The organism is Arthrobacter sp. HLT1-20, assembly GCF_054510895.1.
In genome coordinates this window covers 1-1,579 of sequence record NZ_JBTNDR010000073.1, presented here as the reverse complement: position 1 = coordinate 1,579, position 1,579 = coordinate 1, and the positions used below count along the sequence as shown (strand labels likewise).

Below are 1,579 nucleotides of genomic sequence, written 5' to 3'. Positions count from 1 at the left end.
TAAGACGAACCAAGGGCACCGACGGTAGTTCAGTTGATACTGCTGCCACTGGTGCCCTGGCCAAGGTCCGCAGCGCTGGCCGTACTGGTGCTGGTCGTAGAACTCATGACGTGAGCAGGAGTCATGACGGCCCAATGACGGCATCAGGGAAACTATCTACAGAAGAACCCCCGGCACCGATGGTGGTTCAGTTGCTGCTTGTGTTTTTGTTATTGGCTGAAACTTTGGACAGGCTCAACTGGCGGTGGTTCCGAAGTTGGGGTCGTTTTTCTGATTCGATACTCCTGATCCACCCCGCGCCAAGCTGGAGATATCCCCCCAGTCCCCCACAAAAAAAGGGAGATTTCCCCAAGTCAGGTGGTGGCTTGGTCAGGATTTGAGCCAATTGAACAGTGCAGGATTTGGCCGGATTTTGGCGAAAGAATAGGGTATGTGCCCGGATTTAGAGATACACACAAGGATTGGCGAGAATCAGAGCGTTCCTCTTATTTTCTTTTTGGGCATGACAAAACAGCCGAACTTAGTTCGGCAATGTCCACAAGCCTAGGTGACGAACCGACCAAAACGCAAACGCACAAAATCCTTGTAGCTAACGAAGAGCGCCAACATTGCATTTGGCGCTACTTTTTGCTCACTTCCAGTCATTGCGGCTTTAGAGGGGCGCAGGGGGCAGCAGGAGGGCGGGGGCGGAGGGCGGCGGCACGGCTGACCGGGATGAGATGGCTAGTTTAGAGAGTTTCGCCCATGTGCCGTCATTCCCGTCATAGCCGTCATAATCTCGCGCCGACCTGCGGTTATGCAGTGACGGCACTGAACGAACGCGCCGTCATGATGCCGTCACAGCGCCGACATAGCCACTCATCGCCGTTGGTGCCGCAACCGATCCACCGCCGTTGGCTGAGCTCGTGGCCGTGGTTGGTGCGCGCGGTGGCCGGTGCTGTTGGTGCGCTGTTCGTGGTCGAGATCCGTGATCCGTCGTCGTCGTGGCCGTGGTTGGTGCGCGAGGGGCTGGTGCTGTTGGTGCGCGCGGTGGCCGGTGCTTCTTTGGAGTAGCCCGCGCGGGTGGCCGTGGCCCTGGTCGAGATCTGAGATCCGTGGCCATCGCCGTCGCCGTCGTCATCATCGTGGCCGTGGTTGGTGCGCGCGGGGCTGGTGCTGTTGGTGCGCGCGGAGGTTTGGAGCTTCTTTGGAGTAGCCCGCGCGAGTCGCCGTCGTGGCCGTGGCCGTCGCCGTCGCCGTCGTCATCATCGTGGCCGTCGTGGCCGTGGCCGTCGTGGCCGTGGCCGTTGCGCTGGTCGAGATCCGTGATCCGTGGCCGGTGCTTCTTTGGAGTAGCCCGCGCGAGTCGCCGTCGTCATCGTCGTGGCCGTGGCCGTTGCGGTGGTCGCCGTCGTCATCATCGTGGCCGTCGCCGTCGTGGCTCTGGTCGTGGCCGTGCCGTGGTTGGTGCGCTGTTCGTGGTCGAGATCCGTGGCCCTGGTCGAGATCTGAGATCCGTGGCCATCGCCGTCGCCGTCGTCATCATCGTGGCCGTGGTTGGTGCGCGCGGGGCTGGTGCTGTTGGTGCGCGCGGAGGTTT

Annotated in this window: 2 protein-coding genes; one reads left to right on the top strand and one right to left on the bottom strand. The window is 61.2% G+C overall.

What is annotated here, in order from left to right; all coding sequences use genetic code 11:
• Positions 1-801 precede the first annotated feature (801 nt).
• Positions 802-1,053: a hypothetical protein gene (locus ACX80Q_RS18645; RefSeq protein WP_459332035.1), complete on the top strand. Its 252-nt coding sequence runs from the start codon at positions 802-804 to the stop codon at positions 1,051-1,053.
• A 191-nt stretch (positions 1,054-1,244) separates the two neighbouring features.
• Here ACX80Q_RS18645 and ACX80Q_RS18640 read toward each other — a convergent pair.
• Positions 1,245-1,579 (bottom strand): hypothetical protein (locus tag ACX80Q_RS18640; RefSeq protein ID WP_459332034.1); only part of this gene is annotated, 335 nt, incomplete at its 5' end.